The organism is Devosia sp. (assembly GCF_039927955.1).
In the GTDB taxonomy this organism is placed as follows: Bacteria; Pseudomonadota; Alphaproteobacteria; order Rhizobiales; family Devosiaceae; genus Devosia.
This window is the reverse complement of record NZ_JBDSUA010000037.1, coordinates 1-25,255: the sequence shown is the minus strand read 5'-3', so window position 1 is coordinate 25,255 and position 25,255 is coordinate 1. Positions and strand designations below refer to the sequence as shown.

Genomic DNA, 25,255 nt, shown 5'->3' with positions numbered 1-25,255 from the left:
CATGACTGCCAATTTTCACGTCCCGACATCCAAGGCGGATGCCGATCCCCGACGCTGGATCGCTCTGTTCGTCCTGCTGCTGGCCAGCTTCATGAACCTGATCGATGTCACCATCGTCAATGTGGCCCTGCCCAGCCTGCAGAAAAATCTTGGCGCCGATCCCAGCCAGATCGAGTGGGTCATTGCCGCCTATGTGCTCGCGTTCGCACTTGGCCTGCTCCCGTTTGGCCGCCTTGGCGATATTGTGGGGCGCACCAAGATGTTCCTGATTGGCGTGGCCGGCTTTACGCTGGCCTCGGCCTTTTGCGGCTTTGCGCCATCCATTGAATGGCTGATCGTCGCCCGTGTTTTGCAAGGCTTTGCCGGAGCAATCATGACCCCGCAGGTGCTCGCCATCGTGCAGGTGACCTTCCCGCCGCAGGAAAAGGGCCAGGCGTTCTCCCTGTTCGGCCTCAGCGCGGGCCTCGCGGCTGTTGCCGGCCCGATCGCTGGCGGCCTGCTGATCGGGGCAAATCTTTGGGACCTCGACTGGCGTCCGATTTTTCTGGTCAACGTGCCGGTCGGCATTGCAACCGTGATTGCCGGCTGGTTCCTGATCACCCGCACGCCTGGTCATCCTGGCCTCAAGAACGACTTTGTCGGCATTGGCCTGTTCGGCGTCAGCGTTACAGCGCTGGTCTATCCGCTGATCGAGGGCCGCACCTATGGCTGGCCCTTGTGGGTCTGGATCATGATGGCAGCAGCCGCCGTCGGTCTGGCGCTGTTCGTTTTGTGGGAACAGCGGCAGGCCAGGCTCGATCGGCCGCAGCTGCTCAATTTCAGCCTGATCAGCAACCCGAACTTCCTGCTCGGCATGCTGGTGGTGACGATTTTCGCGTCGGGCATTCCCGCCCTGTTCATGGTGATTTCGATCCTGCTGCAGGGTGGCTTCGGCTTCTCGCCGCTGGAATCGGGCCTCACCAACACCCCGTTCTCGGTTGGTGTGCTGGCCGTGTCACTGGTGGCGGGGCGGTTTGGTTCGCATTATCTGCGGGCGCGCCTGGCAGTGGCCGGTGCCCTGCTTGTGGTGGGCCTGGGGTGGCTGCATTTCATCATCGCCGGGGTAACCGATACGATCGACCACTGGACCTTCCTTGTCCCACTGTTCATCAGCGGCGCTGGTCTTGGCCTGGGCTTTTCGGCCCTGTTCCAATCGGTGCTGGCCGGTGTGCCGCCCCGTGATGCCGGCGCCGGCTCGGGAGCCTTGCAGGCCTTCCAGCAGATCGGCGGGGCGGTCGGCGTGGCGCTGGTTGGCGAAATCTTCTTTGGTCAGCTTACCACCGCTTTTGCCAGCGGCACGGCGCCCCACGCAGCGTTCACCCACGCCGCCGCTAACGCGACGCTCTACCAGATCGTCTCCTTTGCCATCGTCATCGTGCTGGCGCCGTTCCTGAAGAAGGCCGGAAGCACCGGCGCGCAGCATGCACCGGGCAAGCCGCCGGAAGCGCAGCCGGTCCCGATCGAAGTCTGATTGGCCAATCACGGATATGCGAAGGGGGCCGAAAGGCCCCCTTTTTATTGCCGTAACGGCAGGATCAGAACGTCCAGCCCAGCCCAACACGGATATTGACCACGCTGGGTTCGCTGGTGCCATCGGCCACGCCACCCTTGGTGATGGTGTGCGTGCCATAATGGGTCCAGGTCGCCAGCAGGCGGGCCATGATGTGGTCCGTTACCTTGGCATCCACACCGACACCGAGCTGGATACCGCCAGCGCTATAAACCTGACCGTCATATCCTGGTGCCGAATAGAACGGGCTCATATCGAAGCGGGCGATCGAATAGCCGACCGAGCCATAGGCCAATACATTGGGGGCGACTGGATAGCCGAGCTGGGCACGAATGGCCGCATCCCATTTCAGCGCACCGTAGTTCTTGCCCTGGCGCAGCAATTCGGTGGCGTCGTTATTGGCTTCGACATCCAGGCCCCAAACCAGCCAGTCATTCATCTGATAGCGGTAGCCGGCGAACACGCCGGCATTGCCGCCGATATCGCCAAGCAGGTCTTCCCCGGTAGGCAGCGAAGCGCCCAGTTCGTGGGACTTCATCGGCAACAGGCCGCCCTGCACGCCGACATAGGCGCCGGTCCAGGCGAACGGAGTTGGCTGGTAAAATTGCGCATCGACAATCGGGGCCACAAACTGCTGGGCCGACACCGCCGACACTGAACAGGTCAAGGCTGCAATAAATGCGCCCGCAATCTTGTACTCAAAACGCATACCGAAATTCTCCGCATCAATCGGCGCTACGCTGCCATGACTTATATGCTGGCGCAATTACATTGAAGTCACACTAACGGCCCAATTGCCGCAGGCCCTTATTGCCGCGGCGGTTCGAGCGGGGTGAGATCGACGCGGAAACTGAACATCGTCGCCTGCATCCTCGTGCCGATGGGCATGAACACTGGCAGAATCATATCGCGCAGCTTGCGCTCCCACCAGGTCCCGGCGACCTTTTGCGAACCACCGGCGCGGCCGATCTCGATAGCCTTATGCACACGGTCATGGCGCAGGGCGACAAAACGCCGGAACGCGCCCGATGGATTTGGCTCGACCGCAAGGCAGGCGGCCAGCACAACTGCATCTTCGATGGCCATCGACGCGCCTTGCCCCGAATGCGGCGTCACGGCGTGGGCGGCATCACCCATCAACACCACACGATCGGTATGCCAGCGGGCCAGTTCGGGCATGTCGTAGATGGGATAATGGTGTTCGATGGCACCGGCTGCGGCCAGAATTTTCGCATTGTCCAGCGGGTCGGTGGCATGCATGGCGCGCAGCCGCGCGCCGAACGCATCTGCGTCGCGTACCGGGGCAGTTTCGCTTTCGGGCGCGCCGTAGTCGTTGAACCAATAAACCGGCTGGCCGGGCGCCTTGATGTAGCCGAAGAACGCCTGGCGTCCGAATGTCATGCGCATCAGCCCGCCGGTGTCGGGCACTCCTGGAACATCGATGACGCCGCCGGTGCCGATCTGGCCGGAATAGAGCGGTTCGGGAAGCTCCGGAAACAGGTCACGGCGGACGCGGGAGCGCAACCCATCACAGGCGATGGCGATGTCAAAGGTCTCGGTGCGACCGGCGACGCTGAGTTCGACGCCTGCTGCCGTTTCCTGAACCCGTTCGATGGCGCCACCGTGGCGGACGGATATTCCCAGTGCAGTCACCGCATTGAGCAGAATGCCGGCGAGGGCTCCACGCCGGATGGTGGAAGACGCCGCGCCGAACGAGCCGGTATGGGCGGAATAGTCGATAACCGACAATTGCCTGCCGCGCTCGTTGTACATGGCGAGGCCATCGGTCCTGATCCCGGCTGCCAGTACGGCATCGGCCAGTCCGACGGCACGCAGGGCGTTGACACCATTGGGCGCAAGGGTGAGAAAAATCCCTTCGGTACGCAGTTGTGCGGCGGTGGCGCGTTCGAACACCACAGGATGGAAACCCGCGCGGTGCAAGGTCAGCGCGGTAGCGAGGCCGCCAATACCACCACCGCAGATGGCGATGGAGAGTTGCGAATTGGGTCTTGCGGCGGAGGGGGCGATAGGGGACATTCGTTCAACCAACTTATTATTAGATTATCTAACAATTAGATTGTCGTACTAAAATGTCAAGTGACAAGCAAACGCTGATCGGTGAATTGGGCACCGCCATTATGCGATGGCAGGACCAGACGCAGAAATTCGATGAACTGGTGGGGCACATCTACGGACTTGGCCCGTCTGAGCGATTGTGCCTGAGTTTTCTGGTACAGGGGCCGCAGACCGCAAGCGCCATCGCCCGCGAAATCCGGCTGACGCCGGCAGCCGTCACTACCCTGCTCGACCGGCTTGAACAGCGTGGCTATGTGCGACGGCGTCCCGACCCGACCGATCGACGCAAGGTGATGGTGAAAAGCGCGGCGGCGGCACTCGAACTGGTCGAGGCGGTTTATGCGCCGCTGGCGATTGCCGGTGCGGCTATGCTGGACCGGTACGACGTTGCCGAACTGAACATTGTCAGCCGGGTGATCCGCGACTCCATGGAAATCCAGGAGAAGGCTGCACGGGAGCTGGCGGAGCGCGGCGAACCGCGCTCCAGGTGATTAGCGCACGATCAGCGTGCCGGCGCCGTATTCGGTGAACAGCTCGACCAGCACGACGTGCGGGGTCTTGCCGTTTAGAATCACCACGCCCTCAACGCCGTTTTCCAGCGCTTCGAGGCAGGTTTCGACTTTGGGAATCATGCCGCCGGAAATCGTGCCGTCGGCGATCAATGCCTTGGCTTCGCGCACGGTCAGTTCCGGGATCAGCTTTTTGCTGGCGTCGAGCACGCCATCGACGTCGGTCAGGAACAGCAGGCGCTTGGCGCCGAGCGAGCCGGCAATGGCTCCGGCGAAGGTATCGGCGTTGATATTGTAGGTATTGCCATCGCGGCCCGGAGCGACCGGGGCGATGACCGGGATCATTTCGGAACGCGCCAACTGGTCGAGCAGGGTACGATCGACTTCCACCGGCTCCCCGACGAAGCCCAGATCGAGCACACGCTCGATGTTGGAGTCGGGATCCTTGTAGGTCTTGTGCGCCTTTTTGGCGAAGACCATGTTGCCGTCCTTGCCGCAGAGGCCGATGGCCCATTCGCCCTCGGCATTGATCAGCGCCACGATTTCCTTGTTGATCGAGCCGGCCAAGACCATTTCGACGACTTCCATGGTCCGCGCATCGGTAACACGCAGGCCACCTTCGAATTTGGACTCGATGCCGAGCTTGGCCAGCATGGACGCTATCTGTGGACCGCCGCCATGGACCACGATCGGATTGACGCGCGATTGCTTCAACAGCGCAATGTCGCGGGCAAAGGCCTGCCCGAGCTTGGCATCGCCCATGGCGTGCCCGCCGTACTTGACCACGACGGTCTTGCCCTCGTAGCGCTGCATATAAGGCAGCGCTTGTGCCAGAACGGCGGCATCATGGGAAAAGTCGTGCTCGGACTTGGCCGGCGGTACTGTCACCTGTGTCATGGGGTCAGCAATTTCCCTTCAAAGACGGCGCAAAAAAGACCGGGTTCGCTCTAATCGATTTCCGCACAAAGCGATACCGGCTTTGCCCGAATATTTATGTGACAGTGATCCGTTCTATAAGCATTTGCGTTTCAAAACGATGCTTGAGATAACCAGCGGCGAGGGGCGCGGGGATAGGCACTATGCCATACCCGCGATAGAACATGGTCATGCAGACGCCTACCCAGGATATTGCCGACCTGATCTCAAGGTGCGCCCTGCGCGACCGGGCGGCATTTCGATCCCTTTATGAGCGGACCAGCGCGAAACTTTTTGGCGTAACCCTGCGTATCTTGAAGGATCGCTCGGAAGCCGAAGAGGCCATCCAGGAAGTTTACGTCAAGATCTGGCAGCGCGCCGATCGCTATGTCGCCGGGGGCTACAGCCCCATTTCGTGGCTCGTGGCCGTGGCGCGCAACCATGCTCTGGACATCCTGAGGGCTCGACGTCCGGTTGCCGACGATATCGACGTTGCGCTCGAAATTCCCGATGCCGGACCCGATCCGGAACGGGCGGCCGAAAACAGCGACGAGCGTTCACGGATCGATTTCTGCCTGGGCCAGCTCGATGGCGACAAGGCGGAAGCGGTCAAAGGCGCTTACCTCGATGGCTATAGCTATGAGGAACTGGCCGAGAAATATAGCGTGCCGCTGAATACGATGCGAACCTGGCTGCGCCGCAGCCTGCTAAAACTTAGAGAGTGTTTGACGGCATGACCCCGAGCGATGACAGCGGCGAACCCAATGGCGGACAAGCTCTTGTCGCCGAGTTCGTCCTTGGCCTGCTCGATAGTGCCGAGCACGCCCGGGTCGGCCGGCTGATCGAGAACGATCAGAAGCTGCGGGCGGAACGAGATTTCTGGCAGGCGCGGTTTGGCGCGCTCAACAGCGGCTATGAAGATGTGCCGGTGCCCGCTCACCTGATCAATACCATCGAAGCCCGGGTGTTTGGCACGCCTGCCAAGACGCGCGTCAACATCTGGGACAATCTGCTGGTCTGGCGCGGGCTTGCTGCCGGTGCATTGGCGGTTGCCGTGGTGGCGGTGGGGATCAACGTGCTCACGCCCAAGCCCGATACGGCTGCTCTTGCCACTCAATTGGTTGCAGCGCTCTCCGAAGACGGCAGCAATGTAAAATTCGTAGCGCTCTATGATAGCTCAACCGGCAAGGTGCGGTTGACCTCGCTTTCTGGCGAAGCCGTTCCCGAGCACGATTTTGAACTCTGGGCGATCCAGGGCGGCAATAATCCGGTGTCGATGGGCGTGGTGCCGGTCAATGCCCGCAGCGAAGTGGTCGTCTCCCCCGACATTCTCAAGGGTTGGGGCGAAGGCTCGGTTCTGGCGATCACGCTGGAGGCAAAGGGCGGGTCGGCGGACGGCAACCCGCATGGCCCGATTGTTGCCAAGGGTCCCGTTACGCAAATCTGATTGCGCCGGATCACGTCGAAACGAAAAATATAGATCTTGGGAAATCCCGTCATGTGCAGCAATGCGTGGCGGGATTTCCAATTTATCCGGCTGAAATTGCAGCTCAATTTTGATTGTCGAAAATATTTCGTATCAAGCACAGCATTTTTGAAACTGCTGAAACTTTCCTTCCAAGCTCCCGTTGCTGCACACGTCCCAGCCGAACAATGGGAATGAAACAACAGGTAGGAAAACCAAATGAACCTCTCGATCCGCGCCCTCACCCTCTCCGCCATGATGACCGTTTCCGCTTTCGCTGGTGCAGCCGCTTTTGCTGCTGAAAACCCGATGGTCGGTGGCGCTGCAATGTTTGCCGACAAGAACATTATCGAAAACGCTGTGAACTCGGCCGACCACACCACCCTGGTTGCCGCAGTGAAGGCCGCTGGCCTGGTCGACACCCTGTCGGGTCCCGGCCCGTTCACCGTGCTGGCTCCGACCAACGAAGCCTTCGCCGCTCTGCCAGCTGGCACCGTTGACACCCTGCTGAAGCCAGAAAACAAGGACAAGCTCGCAACGATCCTGGCTTGCCATGTGATCGCGGCCAAGGCGCTGTCGACCGACATCATGGCAATGGCCAAGGCTGATGGCGGCAAGCACGTTGTCGATACCGTCGGCGGCTGCAAGCTGACCCTGGAAGCCACCGACGCTGGCGTCACCGTTACCGACGAAAATGGCACCGTTGCTCACGTCACCATCGCTGACGTGCTGCAGTCCAATGGCGTAATCCACGTGATCGACGCCGTGTTGACCCCGAAGTCGGCAATGTAACCAAAACTCGCTTTCGAGCGAACCTAGCGATAGAGGGCCCGGTACCCGGGCTCTCACCTAAACTTGACGTGCATCGCCTTTGCCCAAGGCTCTAGAGTGCGCGCCAACAAGGGGTCTGCGAAGCGACCGCCTCCCTCCGGCTTCGCGAAGCAGGCCCAACTCTTTAAGGGACCAGGACGATGAGCATGGATCGACGCAATTTCCTTCTTGGCGGCTGTGCCGTCATCGCGCTCGGCGCTGTGGCCTATGCCATGCGCGGCGGGGTGGCCGAAGTGAACGCCGCCGAAGACAATTTCACCGTGACCATGACCGAAGACCAGTGGCGCGCCAAGCTGGGCGACGACGCGTTCGAAGTGATGCGCAAGGAAGGGACCGAACGTCCCTTCACCTCCGAACTGCTCAACGAGCACCGCAAGGGGACCTTTGCCTGCGCCGGGTGCGACCTGCCGCTGTACTCGTCCGATACCAAATTCGACAGCGGTACTGGCTGGCCGAGCTTTTACGATCATCTTCCCAATGCCGTTGGCACCAAGGTCGACAATTCGCTGTTTGGCGAACGCACTGAAGTACACTGCTCACGCTGCGGTGGTCACCTTGGCCACGTTTTCAATGACGGCCCGCAGCCGACCGGTCTGCGCTATTGCATGGACGGCATCGCGCTCAAGTTCGTCGCCGCCTGATTTTTGCCGAATAGGTCTGTTGAATCAGCGTGCCCTCTGCAACCATGCAGGGGGCATTTGCATTCGGGGCCGAAATGAAACTCACCATCATCCAGACCGGCGACGTGCCGCTGCCGTTGCGCGGCGATTTTGGGCCGTATCCGCAGATGTTCGAACGGATGCTGGATGGCACCGGGGAGAGCTTTGCCTATGAAGTGGTGCGTGCCCATGACGGCGAGCCCCTGCCCGATCCAGCAACGCTGGGCGGCATTCTGATCACCGGTTCGGCGGCGGGGGTTTACGATGACCTGCCCTGGCTGGAGCCGCTGCGCGGGTTTATTCGCGATGCTTATGCCAAGAACACCAGCATGCTGGGGATCTGCTTTGGCCACCAGATCATGGCCGACGCGCTGGGTGGGGATGTGCGCAAATCCGAAAAAGGCTGGGGCCTGGGGCGGCATGCTTATGCGGTGAAGGGACGACCGGCGTTCATGAGCGGCGCCAAGGAGACTTTGGCTGTGGCGTGTTCACATCAGGATCAGGTGATCGTGGCGCCGAAGGTGGCCGAGGTGATCCTGGCGTCGGATTTTACGCCGAATGCCGGGTTGATGTACCAGAACGGCAAGGCGCTGAGCTTCCAGCCGCATCCCGAATTTGCCGACGACTATACGGCGGCCCTCGCCGAACTGCGCCGCGGCAAGGCGCCGGATGCCTTGGTCAATGAAGCGGTGGCGTCGGTGAGCAAGGAGTCAGATAGCGATGTGGTCGCGGGATATATCGCCCGGTTTTTGGTGGCGGGGGCATAGCGCCAGCCTACCAGTCGACACCCTCGCCCCTTGCGGGAGAGGGACAGAAATTCTGCGTTCAGCAGAATTTCAGGCGGAGGGGTTGCCGCCGCAAATGCTTAGCGCCGAAAGAGACCCACCTTCTCCCGCAAGGGGAGAAGGAAGAGCGGGCGGATTTTGAAGAGCAATCAGCTCGCCTTCTCAAACCGCTCGTCGAACGCATATCCTGCCCCGCGCACCGTGCGGATGGGATCAGCCGAGCGGCCACGGTTGATGGCTTTGCGCAGGCGGCCGACATGGACGTCGACAGTGCGTTCGTCGACATAGACGTCATTGCCCCAGACACCATCAAGCAGTTGCTCGCGCGAATAGACCCGGCCAGGGTGACGCATCAGATATTCCAGCAACCGGTATTCGGTTGGTCCAAGATGGACCTCGCGGCCCGAGCGGGAAACGCGATGGCTGGTGCGGTCCAGTTCCAGATCGCCGGCCTTGAGCACAGCGGTGACCAGCTTTGGGCTGGAGCGGCGCAGCAGGGCATTGATACGCGCCAGCAGCTCAGGCACAGAGAACGGCTTGACCACATAGTCGTCGGCGCCGGTCGCCAGGCCACGGACACGTTCTTCTTCTTCGCCGCGCGCTGTAATCATGATGATCGGCACGCGGGCGGTTTCTTCGCGGGCACGCCAGCGGCGGCAGAGTTCGATGCCGCTGAGGCCCGGCAGCATCCAGTCGAGCAGGATGAGGTCGGGGATGGTTTCCTGCATGGCCTCGACGGCTTCGTCGCCGCTTTCGGCGGTCAGCACCCGGAAGCCTTCGGCCTCCAGATTGTAGCGCATGAGCACCGACAGATCGGCCTCATCCTCCACGACCAGAATGGTGGCAACCATGGCCGATCAAGCCTTGATCTGCGTGCGCTGCAGGTCCTGCACGTCGGACGTCAACTGCTTGCCGGTCTGCAGGTAATAGGCGCGTTCAGCGATATTGGTGGCGTGGTCGCCGATGCGCTCGAGGTTCTTGGCGCAGAACAGCAGGTGGGTACAGGGCGTGATGTTGCGCGGATCTTCCATCATGTAGGTGAGCAGTTCGCGGAACAGCGAGGTGTACATGGCGTCCACTTCGTCGTCGTGATTGCACACCGCGATGGCAGCGGCGGCATCACGCGAAGCGTAGGCATCGAGCGCATCCTTGACCTGACGCAGCACCAGGCCGGTCATGTTCTTGACGCCGTTATAAAAGGTCGGCTGCAGGCTGAGGCCATCGAGCTTGAGCGAGCGGCGCGACAGCTGCTTGGCCATGTCGCCGACGCGTTCGAGGTCGGAGGCAACATGGATTGCGGTGATGATCGAGCGCAGATCGGACGCCATCGGCTGGCGGCGGGCGATCATCGACACGGCCATATCGTCGATCTTGCGCTGCATGTCGTCGATGCGCTGGTCGGCGATGATGGTGACGTCGGCCAGTTCACGATCGAGCTTGAGCAGGCTCTTGGTGCCGTTTTCGATGGCGACTTCGACTTGGCCGCCCATTTCGGCGATCAGCGCTGCAAGGTTGGTCAGCTCGTCGCTGTAGGAGGTAACGATGTGGTCCGGGGAATTGGAGGCCATTGCCATAGTCCTTTGTCTCTAGGGGGGCACTAGGGGCGTCGAGGTTTGGGGCGGACCGAGTCGAAAATGGTGGTTATCGAGAACCGGAGCGGAGCGTACATTTGGGTACGTGAGCACCGGAAGCGCAGATGACTGCCATTTGCAGGCCGGTCTGGCCCGAAGATCGATGCTCCTAGCCGATACGGCCCATGATATAGTCTTGGGTCTGCTTGTTGACCGGGTTGGTGAAGATGTCTTCGGTGACACCTTCTTCGATCAGATTGCCCAGATGGAAGAACGCGGTCTTCTGGCTGACGCGCGCGGCCTGCTGCATCGAGTGGGTGACGATGACGATCGTGTAGTTTTCACGCAATTCGTCGATCAGTTCTTCGATGATGGCGGTGGCGATCGGATCGAGAGCCGAGCAGGGTTCGTCCATCAGGATCACTTCAGGACCAACGGCGATGGCACGAGCAATGCACAGGCGCTGCTGCTGACCACCGGAAAGACCGGTGCCGGGTTCGTTCAGGCGATCCTTGACCTCTTCGAACAGGCCGGCCTTGCGCAAGGACGAGACGACGATTTCGTCGGTGTCGGTCTTGGACTTCACCAGGCCGTGGATCTTGGGGCCGTAGGCGACGTTTTCGTAAATCGACTTGGGGAACGGATTGGGCTTCTGGAAGACCATGCCGATACGAGCCCGCAACTCAACCACGTCGAGAGCGGGATCATAGATGTTTTCGCCGTCGAGTTCGATCAGGCCGCCGACCTTGGCGCCTTCGATAGTATCGTTCATGCGGTTGATGCAGCGCAGGAAGGTCGACTTGCCACAGCCCGAGGGTCCGATGAAGGAGGTCACGGCGCGATCGGGAATATCGATCGAGATGCCGTGCAGGGCCTGCTTGGCACCGTAACTGACGGTGACGTCCTTGGCGTGCAGGCGGATCGGGCGTTGGAGCATATCAGTCGGGTTCATGGCGGAATTTGCACTCATTTGGGTCATCTTAACCTTGCCAGCCATCACGTCCATTTTCGAGTTCCTTTTATCTGCGCTCGCTCAAGCGCGTTTTTCGAGGCGAGAGCGGAGCAGCACGGCAGTGCCGTTGAGCAGGATCATGAAGGCCAGCAACACCATGATTGCTGCCGACGTATGACCTTCGAAGAAGTTGCGGTTTTCGTTGCCCTGCCAGAGGTAGATCTGCACGGGCAGCGCGGTGGCCTGATCGAGCGGGCTGGCTGGCACGGCAGCGACGAACGCCTTCATGCCAATCAGCAGCAGTGGGGCGGTTTCACCCATGGCGTGAGCTACGCCGATAATGGTCGCGGTCAGGATGGAGGGGAGCGTGACCGGCAGCACATGGTGGAACACCATCTGGGTCTTGGAAGCACCCATGCCCAGGGCCGCCTGGCGCAGGGCCGGCGACACCGCCAAAAGCGCACCGCGGGTGGCGATGATAATGGTGGGCAGCGTCATCAGGGTCAACACCAGACCACCAACCAGCGGGGCCGAGATCGGCAGGCCCAGATAGTTGATGAACACGGCAGCGCCGAGCAGACCGAAGACGATGGACGGCACCGCCGCCAGGTTATTGATGTTGACTTCGATGAAGTCGGTCAGGCGCGACTTGGGCGCAAACTCTTCAAGATAGATGGCGCTAGCCACCCCGATCGGCACTGCCAGCAGGATGACGATGATCATCATGTAGAGCGTGCCGAAGAAGGCGCCGAGCAGACCGGACGCAGCTGGAGCCGCACGGCTGTCGACATTGGTCAGGATGGTCCAGGCAAAGCCCGAACTGATGCCGCCGCTGGCGACCAGCTGGTCGATCAGGCCACGAGCCTGCGGCGAAAGCTGCTGCTGGGCGTCGGGCAGACTGCGGTCGATATTGCCCTTGATCCAGTTGTTCGTATTGGCAGAGGCCAGGACGTCGATCTTGGTGGTCTGGCCGAGCAGCGCCGGATTGGCGGCGAAGGCTTCACGCACCTGATGGCGCGCATCGGTTTCAGCGATGGACAGGATGTCTTTGCCGGAGATGTCGTAGCCGGCCGGCGCTGCGGCGCGCAGCGAGGCTTCGATTACCTTGTTCCAGTTCAGCAGAGCCAGATCGCGCTGCCACTTGACGTTGGCGCCATTGAACTCGGCGTCGGACTGCCCGGCGGCGCGAACGGGCGCCGGGCCGGTGGTGATGATGGCCGGATCGAAATTGATGCTCAGATGCACGTTGCTCTGAATGAACGCCGGGGCACCTTTGCGGATAATGTCGGTGAACAGCAGGACAACGAAACCAAGCGCCAGAATGATGGCGGCAAGGCCCAGGCCACGAAAGATCGCCTCGCCCGTGTGGCGGCGGCGCAAGCTGGCGCGGATGCGCTGAGTACGTTCGTTGGTCGGCTTGATGGCGGTAGCAGCGAGCATGTCAGTCATTTTATTCGTACTGCTCCCGGAAGCGGCGGACGATGTACAAGGCAAAGATGTTGAGGCAGAGGGTGACGACAAAGAGCGTCAAGCCCAGAGCGAAGCCGACCAGCGACTGGGGACCGGCAAAATCGGTATCGCCGGTGAGCTGGTTGACGATCGAAACGGTGATGGTGGCCACCGGCTCGAACGGGTTGCCACGCAGCACCGGCGAATTGCCGGCTGCCAGCACCACGATCATGGTTTCACCCACGGCGCGGCTGACGGCCAGCAGGAAGGCGCCAACGATACCGGGCAATGCTGCTGGCAGCAGCACGCTGCGGATGGTTTCTGACTTGGTAGCGCCAAGGCCGTAGGCGCCGTCACGCAGGGTGCGCGGTACCTGGTTGAGAATGTCGTCAGACAGCGAGGACACGAACGGGATGATCATGATGCCCATGACGATGCCGGCCGTCAGGGCGCTGGTGGCGTTGATCGACAGCCCGACGAAGTGACCGGCATCACGCAGGAATGGACCGACGGTGACCAGGGCGAAGAAGCCATAGACGATAGTGGGGATACCGGCCAGGATTTCGATGATCGGCTTGGCAATGGCGCGCAGCGTGCGGTGGGCATACTGGCTGAGATAGATCGCCGCCATCAGGCCGACCGGCACAGCGACGATCATGGCGATGACGGTGATCATCAGCGTGCCAACCAGCAGCGGCAGCAAACCATACTGGCCATACTGACCTGGCACTGTGGAGCCGTTGAGCGGGCTCCAGACCGTACCGAAGAAGAAGCTGATCGGGTTGATGAAGGTGAAGAAGCGGAGCGCTTCGGTCAGCAGCGAAGCAACGATGCCGACAGTGGTCAGGATGGCAACGCCGGAACAGGCCAGCAGCGCGATGTTGACGACGCGTTCGACAGCGTTACGGGCACGCAGCCGGGCAGTGATCTGGTTGCGGGCAAACAGCAGCGCACCGACACCGGCGACAGCTGCAAGGATGACCACGGCGAAGAACGTGATGAACTGGAACGAGCGCAGAGCATCGCCAGCGGCCTGTTCGTAGGGCTGCAGCGCACCGTTAACGCCGTAGCCAGAGGCAAGGGCCTGCAGGCGGGCAAAGGCGGCAGACTTGCCGGGGCCATCAAGGGTGGCCAGGACGTCGGCGGGAAGCTGAGACAGACCGTAGCTGCGGACGATGCCGCCGCCAAACCAGGCCCAGAGGCCCAGGATCACCAGCGCGGGAAGCAGGGCCCAGATCGCAACCAGCGAAGCATGGTACTGCGGGCGAGAGTGAACCTTCACGCCATTGGCCGAAACCAGCGCACGGCTCCTGGACCAACCCGTCTGGTAGGCGAGACCTAACAAAACCAGCAACAGGCCGGCAACAACCAGGGAATTCATTGGCAGACGCGCCCCCGCGAATAAAGGACGGGCCGCACCCGAAGGGCGCGGCCCTGGATCAGGCGATTACTTTGCGGCGGCGAAAGCTGCGAGAACTTCAGCGGACTTGGCAGCCGGCTGCGGGATCAGGCCAGCGGCTTCGAGAGTGCCGCCTTCGCCGATCATGGCGTCAGACATGAAGAACTGAACGTATTCTTCGATGCCGGGGACCAGGCCGATATGCGAGCCCTTGACGTAGAAGAACAGCGGACGCGACACCGGGTATTCACCCTTGGCAACCGACTCATTGGACGGGACGACGCCATTGACGGTCGCAACCTTCAGGCTGTCCTTGTTTTCGTCGTAGAACGACAGGCCAAACACGCCAACGGTGTTCGGGTCGGACTTCAGACGAGCCAGGGTTTCGGTGTAGTCACCAGAGATTTCGGTAACGCCATCCTGACGGAAGGTGGTGGTGGCAGCGAGCTTCTGCTCGTCGGTCAGACCTTCAGGAAGGCCAGCTTCCTTGGCGCCGGCATCGACGACCTTCTGCTGGAACACTTCCCGGGTGCCGTGGTTCGAAGCCGGGATGGCCAGAGCGATCGGCTGGTCTGGGAGGGAAGCGTCAACGTCCTTCCAGGTCTTGTTGGGATTGTCGACGAGCTTGCCGTCAACCATGATCTGGGCAGCCAGGGCCTTGTACACTTCAACCGGGGTCAGAGCGAAATCCGGGCCGGTCGCGGCAGAGGCGAACACGATGCCGTCGAAGCCGAACTGGATTTCACGGATGTCCTTGACGCCATTGGTGGTGCAGACTTCCTTTTCGCTGTCCTTGATCGGACGCGAAGCGTTAGCGATGTCGATGGTGTTTTCGCCGTCGCCTTCGCAGAACTGCTTCAGACCGGCACCGGTGCCGCCCGAACCAACAACTGGAGCCTTGAAGTCTGGGAAGGCAGCGGCGAATTCTTCAGCAACGATCGAGGCGAACGGCAGAACGGTCGACGAACCGGCGATCTGGATGGTGTCGCGAGCGAAGGCGGCAGTGGTGCCGAAGGCGACAAGCGCGATCACGGCGGCGCTGGCGAAAGACATGGCTTTCATGGAATTTTCCCTTTTTTTGCAAAACGAAGCTTTAAACCCGGCAGATTGGGTGCGGGTTCGACCCCGTCCGGTGTTTGACAGCCGCACCCTATGTTCGACTGGTCATGGTTTTATGACACTTGACTGACAGTTATATGACAGACCAACCTATTGTTTTTGCAGAGATATTTTAGGAACAACCGCAGAGGCGCGGCGAAACCGTCACGGAAGTGACACATCCACGCGCATGCCTTCGCCAGGGCGGCTGCGGATCGCAAGCTGGCCGCGATGGCGATTGACGATGTGTTTGGCTATCGCCAGACCAAGGCCCGTGCCCTTCTTTTTGCGGCTAGTATCGGCGTCGATGCGGTAGAACCGCTCGGTCAGGCGCGGCACATGCTCGGGCTCGACGCCGGGCCCATGGTCGGTGACGCTGATCTGGTGGGCAAGGCCCGGCAGATTGGACGCCGCCAGCACCAGTTCCACCGTTTTGCCGTCACCACCATACTTGATGGCGTTTTCGATCAGGTTTTCGAACACCTCATAAAGCTCATCGCGGTCGCCGGTGGTCCTGGCTGCATCGGCGGGGATATCGAGGGTGATTTCGACATTGGCAGCGCGGGCCTGCATCTGCAGCCCTTCGCGTACTTCGCGCAGCAGCGCCACCAGATCGACCGAGCCGGTGGGGCGAACGTGCTGGTGCATCTCGATACGAGACAGCGACAGCAGATCTTCGATCAGCTTGGCCATGCGCTCCGCCTGGCCCCGCATGATCAGCAGGAATTTTTCGCGCGCTGCGACATCTCTTGCCGCCGGGCCCAGCAGCGTATCGATAAAGCCCAGCAGCGACGTCAGCGGCGTGCGCAATTCGTGGCTGGCATTGGCGATGAAATCGGTCCGCAACGCCTCGACGCGCTTGAGTTCGGTCAGGCTCTGGAAGGTGATCAGCAGCAGCGGGTTTTCATCGTTCAGCCACTCACCGTGCTGACTGGGAAGCGGCGCCACGGCGACCCGTTCCCAGGTTTCAGTGGGCAGGGTCTCATGCAGCTCGATGATTTTGGTTTGGCCGGAACGCCAGACGCTTTCGATTGCCTGCACCAGTTCGGGATTGCGCATTGCAAAGGTCACCGGATTGCCGATGGCGACATTGGGGAATTTGCGCGCTGCGGGGGCGTTGCGATGGCGCACGATGGACCGCTTGTCGAGAACCAGGCACGGATCGGTCAGCGCTTCGGCAAAGCCGGAAACGGTTAGGCCGCTGATGCCGGTGGCCGTCGCAACGGGCGCCGGTGTTTCCACCGTAATGAACGAGTGCGGCAGCAGTGCTGCCGTAACGGCGATGACCAGCCAGCCCAGAATGGCGTCGGCAACCGGCAGCCCGGAGCGCAGCACGAAGAACAGCAGCACGACGGCCAACATGGCGAGCATGGTGGCGCGCGCGATCAGCCGGGCCAGCGTCATCGTGAGCGGACCAGTTGTTGATGCATTAGGGGATGGACGATCAACCATTTGAACTCATTGCACTGGCGACCCGCACAGCTGCCCTTGCGCGGCGGCGGCCTTCATAGCACGTTCATTGCGACAAACGAGATACAGCTTTGGGAGATGCAGCGTGGGCGACACGTTCGAGGACTTCAATATCGACAATCCTGACCTGCCCAAGGCGATCAAGAAGGCGGCGATGGAATCGGGCGGCTATCCCTACGAGGACAAGCTCGATACCGATATCTACGAAACCGAAATGCTGGCGCTGCAAAAGCAGTTGGTGACGCTGCAGGCGCATCTGGCCAAGGGCGGCGAGCGCGTGATGATCGTGTTCGAGGGGCGCGACGCTGCCGGCAAGGGTGGTTCGATCAAGACCTACCTCGAAAATCTCAATGCCCGCTACAATCTGATCGCGGCGCTGCCCAAGCCCAACGATCGGGAAAGTACGCAATGGTATTTCCAGCGCTATGTCGACTGGATGCCGGCGCGCGGGGAAACCGTACTGTTCGACCGCTCCTGGTATAACCGGGCCGGGGTCGAGCCGGTGATGGGGTTCTGCACGCCCGAACAGACCGAGCATTTCCTCGAGGAAGTGCCGCATTTTGAAAAGCGGATCACCAATGACGGTATCCACCTGTTCAAGTTCTGGCTGTCGATCGGCCGCGAGATGCAGTTCAAGCGGTTCCATGACCGGCGCCACGATGTGCTCAAGCAATGGAAACTGTCGCCGGTCGATATGAAGGCGCTGGAGAAGTGGGATGAGTATTCGGTGGCACGCGACGCCATGCTGCGGCGGACCGACAGCGCCCACGCGCCGTGGACCGTGGTGCGGTTCAACGACAAGCGGCGCGGTCGGCTCAATCTGATCCGCATCGTACTGGACAGACTGAGCTTTGAGGGCAAGGACCCCAATGCCATCGGCGACATCGATCGCAAGATCATTCTGAGCGGTTCGGAGTTCCTGGGGCTCAAGGATGTAGATGCAGCTTAAGGCTGGCTCTGTCGGCAGCAGGGTTCTGCTGGCGGCCTACAGCCGCCAGTCGATCGCATCGAGCCGCTTGCTGGCCGTTGGCCAGGCCAGTTCGGTGACCCGGGCGATCAGCGCTTCCACCACGGCAAACAGGGCTGCGTTGGCATCCCAGGTCCGCTCCATGGCAATGCGGCACGGGATAACGATCCTGGCATATTTGGAGGCGGGAGAAATCCATTCGTCAGTAAACAACACCATGACCGCCCGGCGGGCGGAAAGTTGGGCAGCGGTCTCGAGCAATTGCGGATCATAGCGGCGCACGTCGAACAGGATCGCGACATCGCCGGGCCTGACGTCGAGCATCTGGTCGGCGCGCACCGCGGCGCGGGCGTCCATCCGTCGCACATCGGGGCGGACCAGCCGCAGATGGGCCTCCATATAAAGCGCCATGGCCTCGGTAAAGCGGCCGCCAGTTATATGCAAGCTCGTGCGAAGATTGGCCAGCAAGGCCGCCGCCGACTCAAATTCTGACGCAGGAATACGAGCCGCCGAGGCCTCCATATTGGCGCCGAGCTGGCGGAAAAACCCATCAAGATAGTGCTCCGCATCGCTGGTTGAACTGGCCTTGGCGAGGCCACGCTGCAATGGCGATTTGACCCGCTCTTCCAATTCGTCGCGCAGCGCCCGCTGCAGATCGGGATAGGATTTGAAGCCCAGTTGCGCCACGAAACGGGAGATGGTGGCCGGACTGGTACCGGCCTCGCGGGCGAAGACGACAACCGGTGCCAATCCGATCGTGGGGTAATTGGCCAGCAAAGCGCGCGCCGCCCGTTTTTCCGCCGAGGTCAGGCGGCTCATCGACTGGTGGATATGGCTTTCGATGCCGGCGACGTCCATGCTGCCCAGTCTCCGTCACGCACTGAAACATTTCGTTCAATGTTGACAGATACCAGATTTCCGGAACATATCGTACAATATTAACGAAAGGTGCACTGAGCGTGGATGGGCACGGACGCCAGCCGTTTCAGGTCAACAATGCAGAAGGCCGGTCGCCTTTTGTCTTGGTATGCGACCACGCGTCCAATCATATTCCCGAACGCTATGGCGATCTCGGCCTGAGCTCGGTTCAGCGGCTGACCCATATCGCCTGGGACCCCGGCGCTCTGGCGGTGTGCCATGCGATGGTGGACCTGCTCGATGCGCCGCTGGTGCATTCGACGGTGTCGCGCCTCATCATCGACTGCAACCGCATTACCACCTCACCCGGACTGATCTGGACGCTGTCAGAAGACACCGAGATCGCCGCCAATATCGGCATCAGCGCCGATGAGCGCCAACGCCGGATCGATGATTTTCACGCGCCGTTCCACGATGCGATCACGGCCCTGCTCGACAAGCGCGCAGCCGACGGGCTCGCAACCATTCTGGTCTGCATGCACTCGTTCACGCCAGTTTATCTCGGCGTCAGCCGGCCTTGGCCGATCGGGCTGATCCATGGCGGCGATACGGGCTTCACCCAGGCCCTGATGAACGCGATCAAGGCCGAAGACGCTGACCTGAACGTGGGCTGGAACGAACCCTATGCGGCGCTTAACGGGGTGACGTTGACGCTGGAACAGCATGGCGACGGGCGCGGGCTTGACGCGACCATGATCGAAATCCGCAATACCGAAATTCTCGAACCGGACGGGGTAGCCCTGTGGGCCTCCCGCCTGGCCCGGTGGCTTGAACGGGCGCGTCTGACGCTCGAGGGCCAACCGGCAAAGCTGGGTCAACTGCAGTCGCCAATGGGGCAAACGGAAGGACAAGGTTATGGCGTCGGAACATCATGAGGACGTAAAAATCCTCCATTCCATGGGCTATGCCCAGGAACTAGCGCGGCGAATGAGCGGGTTTTCGAACTTCGCGATTTCGTTCTCGATTATTTGCATTCTGTCAGGCGGCATTAACTCGTTCGCGCAGGCAACCGGGTCGGTCGGCGGCGCCGGTGCCGGCATCGGCTGGATCGCCGGCTGCTTTGTGTCGGGCTTTTTTGCCATCTGCATGGCGCAGATCGCATCGGCTTATCCCACTGCGGGGGGGCTTTATCACTGGGGTTCAATCCTGGGCAACCGCTTCACCGGCTGGATTACGGCGTGGCTCAACTTGCTTGGGCTGATCACCGTGATGGGCGCGATCAATATCGGAACGGCGTTCTTTTTCCAAGGCACGTTCGGCTCCATCATCGGCATGACGGTTGACCCGCTGCACATCGTCCTGTTCGTCGTCGTGGTTACGATCGCACAGGCGATCATCAATCACCTCGGCATCAAGTTCACCGCACTGCTCACTGACTGGTCGGGCTACTTGATTCTGGCGACAACCGTGGTTCTAGTCGTCGCCCTGCTCGCCCTGGCGCCGACGCATGACTGGAGCCGGTTGTGGACGTTTGCCAACAATTCCGGTGACGTTGGCGGCAATGTGTTCCCCAAGACCGACAACATGCTCTACCTGTTCTCGCTCTGCCTGCTGCTGCCGATCTACACGATCACCGGCTATGACGCGTCTGCGCACACCTCGGAAGAGACCAAGAACGCGGCCATGTCGGTACCCAAGGGTATCATCAACTCGGTCATCATCTCATCGCTGGCCGGTTGGGTGATGGTTTCGGCGATCATGATCGCCATCCCGGATTTGGCGGTGGGTGTCTCGCAAGGCTGGTCCGTGTTCTTCAACACAATGACGGCGGTTCTGCCCGACTGGCTGGTGAAGGTCCTCTATCTCGCCATCCTGATCGCCCAGTTCATCTGTGGCCTGGCCACGGTGACCTCAACCTCGCGCATGTTGTTCGCGTTCTCACGCGACGGTGGCGTGCCGGTGTTCTCCAAGCAAATCGCCGGCGTTTCGGTGCGGTTCCGTACTCCGGTCGTGGCGATCTGGACCGGCGCCATTCTCGAAATGCTGTTTGTCTGGCTCGCCCAGACGCAGTCGATCGGGGGTACCAACATTTACACCCTGGTCGTCAACGCCACGCTGATTTTCCTCTTCCTCAGCTTCACAGTGCCAATCGTGGCGGGTTTCTTTGCCATCGGCACACCGAAGTGGCCGACGATGGGGCCATGGAACATCGGCGTCGCTGCCTACAAGCTGTTCGCGGTGCTGTCAGTGCTGGGCATGGCATTGATTGTTTTCATCGCTATCCAGCCGCCGAACGGGCAGGTTATGTGGATCACGCTGGCCTTCCTGGTCGTCGCTGCAATCATCTGGTTCGCCTTTGAAAAAAAGCGTTTCGAAGGCCCACCGGTCGGCGACAAGATCCTGAAGCGGCAGGCGGAAATCGCCGAGATCGAAAAGAAGTTCACCTGATCGTCTAACCCCTTTGGAGGCCGCGGCATGCTGCGGCCTCCTTTTCATTCCAACAAATCAAAGCCTCAACGGGAGCCGAAAATGGCCGCTGCCTATAGTCTGGACGCGCTCAAAGCTGACATCGCGAAGGGTTTGATCGACACCGTCCTCGTCGCCTTTCCCGACATGCAGGGGCGGCTGATGGGCAAGCGCTGCCAGGCCGAGTATTTCCTGGAAATCGCTGGTGACGAGACCCATGGCTGCGACTACCTGCTGGCCAACGATATCGATATGGAGCCGGTGCCTGGCTACGAGGCCTCGAACTGGGCCAAGGGCTATGGCGACTTCGTGCTGAAGCCCGACCTGGCCACGCTGATGAAAGCGACGTGGCTGGAAGGCACCGCCATCGTTCTATGCGATCTTTCCGACCACCATCATCATGAACCGATTCCGCACAGCCCGCGCGCGATCCTGAAACAGCAGATCGCGCGGCTCGATGCGATGGGCTTTACCGCCAATGCGGCGACCGAACTGGAATTTTACCTGTTCGATGACGATTATCGCAGCATCAGCCAGAAGGGCTATCGCACGGCCCAGACCGCCGGCGATTACATCCAGGATTACCACATCTTCCAGACCACCAAGGAAGAAGGCGTGATGCGGGCGCTGCGCAAGCATTTGCAGGCCTCGGGCATTCCGGTGGAATCGTCCAAGGGCGAATGGGGTCCGGGCCAGGAAGAAATCAACGTCAAATACTCGGATGCGCTGACCATGGCCGACCGCCATGTGGTGCTGAAAAACGCCACCAAGGAAATCGCCTACGCCCAGGGCAAGGCCGTGACCTTCATGGCCAAGTGGGATTTTGGCCTGGCTGGTTCATCGAGCCATATCCACATGTCGCTGGCCGACAAGAAGGGCAAACCGGTCTTTGTCGATGCCAAGGATGCGCATGGCATGAGCGAGACCATGAAGCACTTCATGGCCGGACAGATCGCTTATGCCAGCGAGTTCACCTATTTCCTGGCGCCCTACATCAATTCCTACAAGCGCTTCCAGGCCGGCACCTTCGCGCCGACCAAGATCATGTGGAGCTCGGACAATCGGACTGCCGGCTTCCGCCTTTGTGGCGAACATTCCAAATCGATCCGCGTCGAGTGCCGCATGGGCGGGGCGGACCTCAACCCCTATCTGGCCATTGCGGCGCTGATTGCGGCGGGGATCAAGGGCATCGAGGACAAGATGGTGCTGGCACCGGCTTTTGTCGGCGACGCCTATGTGACCAAGAAACTGCGCGACATTCCAAAGACCCTGCGCGAAGCCACTGACACGCTGCGCAAATCCAAGATGCTCAGGGATGCCTTCGGTGAGCAGGTGGTGGGTCACTATGTCCACACGGCAGAGTGGGAGCAGTTCGAATATGATCGCCGCGTCACCGACTGGGAGCTGAAGCGCGGGTTCGAGCGGAGCTAGTTTCTGTCGCAATTCGCGGCTAGCACTGCGACAGGTTATTTCACGATGTTCGTTCCCGCTTTGCGGGGATGACGCGGGTGGTTGGCGGCAACCACTGCACTATCAAAGGAAGCATTGCACATGACCGAAACGGTCAAGATCATTTCGCCCGTCGATGGGCGCATCGTGGCCGAGCGGCAGACTGCCGGCGGCGCGGAAATCGAAGCGGCGGTGGTTCGCTCCAAGGCGGCCCGCAAGGCCTGGGGCGAGGTGACGCTCAAGGAGCGCGCCAAGATCATCACCCATTTCCTTGATGCGCTGCTCGGCATGAACGACGAGATCGTGCCCGAACTGGCTTTGCAGATGGGCCGGCCAATCCGGTTTGGCGGCGAAAAGCGCGGGCTGGAAGAACGTGCGCGCTACATGATCGAGCATGCCGAAGAATTCCTGGCGCCGGTGGAGCATACCGACAAGCCCGGCTTCACCCGCTACCTGACCCGTGAGCCGCTGGGCACCGTGCTGGTGATCGCGCCATGGAACTATCCCTATATGACCGCCAACAACTCCATCGTTCCGGGGCTGATGGCGGGCAATTCGATCATCCTCAAGCACGCCAGCCAGACCCTGCTGGTGGGTGAGCGCTTTGCCGAGGCCGCAAAGCAGGCGGGCCTGCCGGAAGGGCTGTTCCAGAACCTGGTGCTGGGCCACGCCGATACCGAAAAGCTGATCGGCTCGGGGGCAATCGATCACATCAACTTCACCGGCTCGGTCGAAGGTGGTCGGCGTATCGAAAAGGCGGCAGCAGGCACCTTTGCCTCGCTCGGGCTGGAACTGGGCGGCAAGGACCCTGCCTATGTGCGGGCCGATGCCAATCTCGATTATGCCGTGGAAAACCTTGTCGATGGCTCGTTCTTCAATTCGGGCCAGAGCTGCTGCGGCATCGAGCGCATCTATGTGCAGGAAGCGGTGTACGACACCTTCGTCGAGCGGTTCGTGGAAAGCGCCAAGGGCTGGACGCTGGGCGATCCACTCAACCCCGACACCATTGTCGGCCCGATGGCCCGCTACAACTTTGCCGATGCCGTGCGCCAGCAGACTGCCGAGGCCATTCGTGGCGGCGCGACGCGGCACCTCAATTCCAAACACCCGCTGGACAAGGAAGGCTCGCCCTACCTGCCGCCGGAAGTTCTGACCAATGTGAACCACCAGATGTCGGTGATGCGCGAGGAGAGCTTCGGTCCGGTGGTCGGCATCATGAAGGTGCGCGATGACGCCGAAGCCGTGGAGCTGATGAACGACAGCCCCTATGGCCTCACCGCGTCGATCTGGACCGAAGACTTGGACACCGTCGCCAAGCTCGGCCCGAAGATCGAAACCGGCACCGTGTTTGCCAACCGCTGCGACTATATCGATCCGGCTTTGGTCTGGACCGGCGTCAAGGACACTGGCAAGGGCGGCACGCTGGGCGAGATCGGCTACCAGAATTTGACCCAGCCCAAGGCCTATCACTTCAAGAAAGTTTAGCGGACGCGGACACGCCGCATTCTCGATGTCACCCCGGCGCAGGCCGGGGCTTATCCCCAGATTTCAAGATGGATCCCGGCCTCGCCGGGATGGGGAGGTTTTAAGGAAAACAACATGACCAAAGCCAACTGGAACTACCCCACTGCCATCAAGTTCGGCCCCGGCCGCATTGCCGAATTGTCGGATGCGCTCAAGACCGCCGGGATCAGCAAGCCGCTGCTGGTAACCGATGCCGGGCTGGTCAACCTGCCGGTGACGCAGAACACCATCAAGCTGCTCAAAGATGCCGGCTATGAGGTTGGCGTGTTCGCCGATGTGAAACCCAATCCGATTTCGGCCAATGTGAATGCCGGCGTCGAGGTTTTGCGCGCGGGCGGGCATGATGGCGTCATCGCCTTTGGCGGCGGTTCGGGGCTGGACGTCGGTAAGGCGATCGCCTTCATGGCTGGACAGACACGGCCGATGTGGGATTTCGAGGACATTGGCGACTGGTGGACCCGCGCCGATCCGAAGGGGATTTTCCCCATCGTTGCCGTGCCGACCACCGCCGGAACCGGTTCGGAAGTAGGCCGCGCCAGCGTCATCACCGACGAAACCACGCACACCAAGAAGGTGATCTTTCACCCGCTGATGCTGCCCAAAGTCGTCATCGCCGACCCCGAACTGACCGTGGGGATGCCGGCGTTCATCACGATCGGCACCGGCATGGATGCGCTGGCCCATTGCCTCGAAGCCTATTGCGCACCGGGTTACCACCCAATGGCCGATGGCATCGCGGTGGAAGGCATTCGGCTGGTATTCGAGAACCTGCCCAAGGTCGCGGCCAACCCCAACGATATCGAAGCGCGCGGCCACATGATGAGCGCAGCGGCGATGGGCGCCACGGCGTTCCAGAAGGGGCTTGGCGGCATTCATGCGCTGAGCCACCCGGTCGGAGCGCTGTTCGATACCCATCACGGCATGACCAATGCGGTATTCATGCCCTATGTGCTGGCGGTGAACCGTTCGGCGATCGAAGCGCGCATCGGTCGGCTGGCGGCTTATCTGGGCCTGTCGCCCACCTTCGAGGCCTTCCTGCATGCCGTGCTGGCGCTGCGGGTGCGGCTCAACGTTCCCCACACCCTCAAGGATTTCAAGGTCGACGACAGCAAGCGCGAGCTGATCGGCGATATGGCGATTGTCGATCCGACCGCAGGCGGCAATCCGATCGAGCTGACCAAGGCGCGGGCGCTGGAGATTTTTGATCGGGCGATGACCGGGCGGGTTTAATTGCCGTTCTCCCCGTCGTCATCCTTCTCCCCT

Annotated in this window: 24 protein-coding genes; 13 read left to right on the top strand and 11 right to left on the bottom strand. The window is 61.0% G+C overall.

The annotated features are described in order from the left end of the window. Position 1 precedes the first annotated feature (1 nt). A complete protein-coding gene (locus ABIT12_RS10590) occupies positions 2 to 1,510 on the top strand; it encodes a DHA2 family efflux MFS transporter permease subunit (protein WP_348044117.1) in 1,509 nt (502 codons plus the stop codon). A gap of 64 nt (positions 1,511 to 1,574) precedes the next feature. Here the strand turns inward: ABIT12_RS10590 and ABIT12_RS10585 are convergent, their stop codons facing one another. Further along, positions 1,575 to 2,258, bottom strand: a complete 684-nt coding sequence (locus ABIT12_RS10585; protein WP_348044115.1) for an outer membrane beta-barrel protein — start codon at positions 2,256 to 2,258, stop codon at positions 1,575 to 1,577. 98 nt (positions 2,259 to 2,356) lie between these two features. Then, a complete protein-coding gene (locus ABIT12_RS10580) occupies positions 2,357 to 3,586 on the bottom strand; it encodes an FAD-dependent monooxygenase (RefSeq protein ID WP_348044113.1) in 1,230 nt (409 codons plus the stop codon). A gap of 53 nt (positions 3,587 to 3,639) precedes the next feature. Here ABIT12_RS10580 and ABIT12_RS10575 point away from each other — a divergent pair, with 53 nt between their 5' ends. Then, a complete protein-coding gene (locus ABIT12_RS10575; protein WP_348044111.1) occupies positions 3,640 to 4,116 on the top strand; it encodes a MarR family transcriptional regulator in 477 nt (158 codons plus the stop codon). Here ABIT12_RS10575 and argB read toward each other — a convergent pair whose 3' ends face one another. Next, positions 4,117 to 5,031 (bottom strand): acetylglutamate kinase, encoded by a 915-nt coding sequence (argB, locus tag ABIT12_RS10570; RefSeq protein ID WP_348044109.1) that lies wholly within the window; start codon positions 5,029 to 5,031, stop codon positions 4,117 to 4,119. It lies immediately after the preceding gene. A gap of 203 nt (positions 5,032 to 5,234) precedes the next feature. On the opposite strand from argB, the gene ABIT12_RS10565 reads away from it, so the two are divergent. The 5 genes from ABIT12_RS10565 to ABIT12_RS10545 all read left to right on the top strand — a co-directional run bounded on the left by ABIT12_RS10565 (position 5,235) and on the right by ABIT12_RS10545 (position 8,771). Continuing rightward, on the top strand, positions 5,235 to 5,786 hold the full coding sequence (locus tag ABIT12_RS10565; RefSeq protein WP_348044107.1) for a sigma-70 family RNA polymerase sigma factor: 552 nt from the start codon (positions 5,235 to 5,237) through the stop codon (positions 5,784 to 5,786). Then, a complete protein-coding gene (locus tag ABIT12_RS10560) occupies positions 5,783 to 6,496 on the top strand; it encodes an anti-sigma factor domain-containing protein (protein WP_348044105.1) in 714 nt (237 codons plus the stop codon). Before ABIT12_RS10565 ends, ABIT12_RS10560 begins: the two co-directional genes overlap by 4 nt. Before the next feature lie 237 nt (positions 6,497 to 6,733). Then, a complete protein-coding gene (locus ABIT12_RS10555) occupies positions 6,734 to 7,306 on the top strand; it encodes a fasciclin domain-containing protein (protein ID WP_407065613.1) in 573 nt (190 codons plus the stop codon). Positions 7,307 to 7,491: 185 nt separating this feature from the next. Beyond that, positions 7,492 to 7,986: a peptide-methionine (R)-S-oxide reductase MsrB gene (gene msrB, locus ABIT12_RS10550; protein ID WP_348044103.1), complete on the top strand. Its 495-nt coding sequence runs from the start codon at positions 7,492 to 7,494 to the stop codon at positions 7,984 to 7,986. A gap of 74 nt (positions 7,987 to 8,060) precedes the next feature. Further along, the gene (locus tag ABIT12_RS10545) at positions 8,061 to 8,771 is read left to right on the top strand and encodes a glutamine amidotransferase-related protein (RefSeq protein WP_348044101.1); all 711 of its coding nucleotides are present in this window, start codon (positions 8,061 to 8,063) and stop codon (positions 8,769 to 8,771) included. A gap of 167 nt (positions 8,772 to 8,938) precedes the next feature. On the opposite strand, the gene phoB is transcribed toward ABIT12_RS10545, so the two are convergent. The 7 genes from phoB to ABIT12_RS10510 all read right to left on the bottom strand — a co-directional run bounded on the left by phoB (position 8,939) and on the right by ABIT12_RS10510 (position 16,662). Further along, positions 8,939 to 9,640, bottom strand: coding sequence for a phosphate regulon transcriptional regulator PhoB (gene phoB, locus ABIT12_RS10540; protein ID WP_348044099.1), 702 nt, complete (start codon positions 9,638 to 9,640; stop codon positions 8,939 to 8,941). A gap of 6 nt (positions 9,641 to 9,646) precedes the next feature. Beyond that, entirely contained in the window at positions 9,647 to 10,357 is a 711-nt protein-coding gene (phoU, locus tag ABIT12_RS10535; RefSeq protein ID WP_348044097.1) for a phosphate signaling complex protein PhoU, read from the bottom strand. Between the two features lie 172 nt (positions 10,358 to 10,529). Further along, on the bottom strand, positions 10,530 to 11,312 hold the full coding sequence (pstB, locus tag ABIT12_RS10530) for a phosphate ABC transporter ATP-binding protein PstB (protein WP_348044151.1): 783 nt from the start codon (positions 11,310 to 11,312) through the stop codon (positions 10,530 to 10,532). 81 nt (positions 11,313 to 11,393) lie between these two features. Continuing rightward, positions 11,394 to 12,761 carry a phosphate ABC transporter permease PstA gene (gene pstA, locus ABIT12_RS10525; RefSeq protein ID WP_348044095.1) on the bottom strand — a complete coding sequence of 456 codons (1,368 nt, stop codon included), beginning with the start codon at positions 12,759 to 12,761 and terminating at the stop codon, positions 11,394 to 11,396. Position 12,762: 1 nt separating this feature from the next. Then, the gene (pstC, locus tag ABIT12_RS10520; protein WP_348044093.1) at positions 12,763 to 14,142 is read right to left on the bottom strand and encodes a phosphate ABC transporter permease subunit PstC; all 1,380 of its coding nucleotides are present in this window, start codon (positions 14,140 to 14,142) and stop codon (positions 12,763 to 12,765) included. A gap of 66 nt (positions 14,143 to 14,208) precedes the next feature. Beyond that, positions 14,209 to 15,222 (bottom strand): substrate-binding domain-containing protein, encoded by a 1,014-nt coding sequence (locus ABIT12_RS10515; RefSeq protein ID WP_348044091.1) that lies wholly within the window; start codon positions 15,220 to 15,222, stop codon positions 14,209 to 14,211. 201 nt (positions 15,223 to 15,423) lie between these two features. Continuing rightward, on the bottom strand, positions 15,424 to 16,662 hold the full coding sequence (locus tag ABIT12_RS10510; protein ID WP_348063338.1) for an ATP-binding protein: 1,239 nt from the start codon (positions 16,660 to 16,662) through the stop codon (positions 15,424 to 15,426). Positions 16,663 to 16,813: 151 nt separating this feature from the next. Here ABIT12_RS10510 and ppk2 point away from each other — a divergent pair, with 151 nt between their 5' ends. After that, a complete protein-coding gene (gene ppk2 / locus ABIT12_RS10505) occupies positions 16,814 to 17,677 on the top strand; it encodes a polyphosphate kinase 2 (protein ID WP_348044087.1) in 864 nt (287 codons plus the stop codon). 36 nt (positions 17,678 to 17,713) lie between these two features. Here the strand turns inward: ppk2 and ABIT12_RS10500 are convergent, their stop codons facing one another. Beyond that, a complete protein-coding gene (locus ABIT12_RS10500; protein ID WP_348044085.1) occupies positions 17,714 to 18,553 on the bottom strand; it encodes a MurR/RpiR family transcriptional regulator in 840 nt (279 codons plus the stop codon). Between the two features lie 164 nt (positions 18,554 to 18,717). Between ABIT12_RS10500 and ABIT12_RS10495 the strand changes: the two genes are divergently transcribed. The 5 genes from ABIT12_RS10495 to ABIT12_RS10475 all read left to right on the top strand — a co-directional run bounded on the left by ABIT12_RS10495 (position 18,718) and on the right by ABIT12_RS10475 (position 25,222). Then, positions 18,718 to 19,488 carry an N-formylglutamate amidohydrolase gene (locus tag ABIT12_RS10495; RefSeq protein ID WP_348044083.1) on the top strand — a complete coding sequence of 257 codons (771 nt, stop codon included), beginning with the start codon at positions 18,718 to 18,720 and terminating at the stop codon, positions 19,486 to 19,488. Further along, positions 19,469 to 21,001, top strand: coding sequence for an amino acid permease (locus tag ABIT12_RS10490; RefSeq protein WP_348044081.1), 1,533 nt, complete (start codon positions 19,469 to 19,471; stop codon positions 20,999 to 21,001). The genes ABIT12_RS10495 and ABIT12_RS10490 overlap by 20 nt, the downstream gene beginning before the upstream one ends. Positions 21,002 to 21,082: 81 nt before the next feature. Then, positions 21,083 to 22,450 carry a glutamine synthetase family protein gene (locus ABIT12_RS10485; RefSeq protein WP_348044079.1) on the top strand — a complete coding sequence of 456 codons (1,368 nt, stop codon included), beginning with the start codon at positions 21,083 to 21,085 and terminating at the stop codon, positions 22,448 to 22,450. 120 nt (positions 22,451 to 22,570) lie between these two features. Further along, positions 22,571 to 23,953, top strand: a complete 1,383-nt coding sequence (locus ABIT12_RS10480; protein WP_348044077.1) for an aldehyde dehydrogenase family protein — start codon at positions 22,571 to 22,573, stop codon at positions 23,951 to 23,953. Positions 23,954 to 24,067: 114 nt separating this feature from the next. Then, positions 24,068 to 25,222, top strand: a complete 1,155-nt coding sequence (locus ABIT12_RS10475) for an iron-containing alcohol dehydrogenase (protein WP_348044075.1) — start codon at positions 24,068 to 24,070, stop codon at positions 25,220 to 25,222. Positions 25,223 to 25,255 lie beyond the last annotated feature (33 nt).

Bases quoted from the DNA above. Each gene is read 5' to 3' on its own strand.
- ABIT12_RS10590 (WP_348044117.1), top strand. From the start codon at position 2: ATGACTGCCAATTTTCACGTCCCGACATCCAAGGCGGATGCCGATCCC.
- msrB (WP_348044103.1), top strand. From the start codon at position 7,492: ATGGATCGACGCAATTTCCTTCTTGGCGGCTGTGCCGTCATCGCGCTC.
- pstA (WP_348044095.1), bottom strand. From the start codon at position 12,761: ATGACTGACATGCTCGCTGCTACCGCCATCAAGCCGACCAACGAACGT.
- ABIT12_RS10510 (WP_348063338.1), bottom strand. From the start codon at position 16,662: ATGACGCTGGCCCGGCTGATCGCGCGCGCCACCATGCTCGCCATGTTG.
- ABIT12_RS10575 (WP_348044111.1), top strand. From the start codon at position 3,640: ATGTCAAGTGACAAGCAAACGCTGATCGGTGAATTGGGCACCGCCATT.
- ABIT12_RS10545 (WP_348044101.1), top strand. From the start codon at position 8,061: ATGAAACTCACCATCATCCAGACCGGCGACGTGCCGCTGCCGTTGCGC.
- ABIT12_RS10485 (WP_348044079.1), top strand. From the start codon at position 21,083: ATGGCCGCTGCCTATAGTCTGGACGCGCTCAAAGCTGACATCGCGAAG.
- ABIT12_RS10475 (WP_348044075.1), top strand. From the start codon at position 24,068: ATGACCAAAGCCAACTGGAACTACCCCACTGCCATCAAGTTCGGCCCC.
- phoU (WP_348044097.1), bottom strand. From the start codon at position 10,357: ATGGCCTCCAATTCCCCGGACCACATCGTTACCTCCTACAGCGACGAG.
- ABIT12_RS10515 (WP_348044091.1), bottom strand. From the start codon at position 15,222: ATGAAAGCCATGTCTTTCGCCAGCGCCGCCGTGATCGCGCTTGTCGCC.
- ABIT12_RS10490 (WP_348044081.1), top strand. From the start codon at position 19,469: ATGGCGTCGGAACATCATGAGGACGTAAAAATCCTCCATTCCATGGGC.
- pstC (WP_348044093.1), bottom strand. From the start codon at position 14,142: ATGAATTCCCTGGTTGTTGCCGGCCTGTTGCTGGTTTTGTTAGGTCTC.
- ABIT12_RS10560 (WP_348044105.1), top strand. From the start codon at position 5,783: ATGACCCCGAGCGATGACAGCGGCGAACCCAATGGCGGACAAGCTCTT.
- ABIT12_RS10565 (WP_348044107.1), top strand. From the start codon at position 5,235: ATGGTCATGCAGACGCCTACCCAGGATATTGCCGACCTGATCTCAAGG.
- ABIT12_RS10500 (WP_348044085.1), bottom strand. From the start codon at position 18,553: ATGGACGTCGCCGGCATCGAAAGCCATATCCACCAGTCGATGAGCCGC.
- argB (WP_348044109.1), bottom strand. From the start codon at position 5,031: ATGACACAGGTGACAGTACCGCCGGCCAAGTCCGAGCACGACTTTTCC.
- phoB (WP_348044099.1), bottom strand. From the start codon at position 9,640: ATGGTTGCCACCATTCTGGTCGTGGAGGATGAGGCCGATCTGTCGGTG.
- pstB (WP_348044151.1), bottom strand. From the start codon at position 11,312: ATGAACCCGACTGATATGCTCCAACGCCCGATCCGCCTGCACGCCAAG.
- ABIT12_RS10555 (WP_407065613.1), top strand. From the start codon at position 6,734: ATGAACCTCTCGATCCGCGCCCTCACCCTCTCCGCCATGATGACCGTT.
- ABIT12_RS10585 (WP_348044115.1), bottom strand. From the start codon at position 2,258: ATGCGTTTTGAGTACAAGATTGCGGGCGCATTTATTGCAGCCTTGACC.
- ABIT12_RS10580 (WP_348044113.1), bottom strand. From the start codon at position 3,586: ATGTCCCCTATCGCCCCCTCCGCCGCAAGACCCAATTCGCAACTCTCC.
- ABIT12_RS10480 (WP_348044077.1), top strand. From the start codon at position 22,571: ATGACCGAAACGGTCAAGATCATTTCGCCCGTCGATGGGCGCATCGTG.